The 332-nt window shown below is 67.2% G+C and carries 1 protein-coding gene; it reads left to right on the top strand.

All coding sequences use genetic code 11. The features are described from left to right. A partial coding sequence (locus FLQ44_RS17875) for a UvrD-helicase domain-containing protein (RefSeq protein WP_170253026.1) occupies window positions 1–332 on the top strand: 332 nt, incomplete at both ends.

Raw genomic sequence — 332 nt, 5'->3', positions numbered from 1 at the left:
CTTCCACGGCATCGCCCATCGCCTGCTGCGCCTGCACTGGCACGAGGCCGGCCTGCCCGAGACCTTCCAGGTGCTGGATTCGGACGACCAGATCCGGCTGCTCAAGCGCGTTATCAACGACATGGGTCTCGATGAGAAGCGCTGGCCCGCGCGCCAGGCGGCCTGGTTCATCAATGCCGCGAAGGACGAAGGCAAGCGTCCGAAGCATGTGATCGGCGGCAATCCGGCCACCGACACCTTCATCCGCATCTACGAGGCCTACGAGACCACCGCCCGCCGCGCCGGCCTGGTCGACTTTGCCGAGCTGCTGCTGCGCGCCCACGAGCTGTGGC

The organism is Vogesella mureinivorans (genome assembly GCF_007644035.1).
GTDB lineage: Bacteria > Pseudomonadota > Gammaproteobacteria > Burkholderiales > Chromobacteriaceae > Vogesella > Vogesella mureinivorans.
The sequence above is the reverse complement of the archived record's forward strand: the minus strand, read 5'-3'. Positions and strand labels throughout refer to the sequence as shown.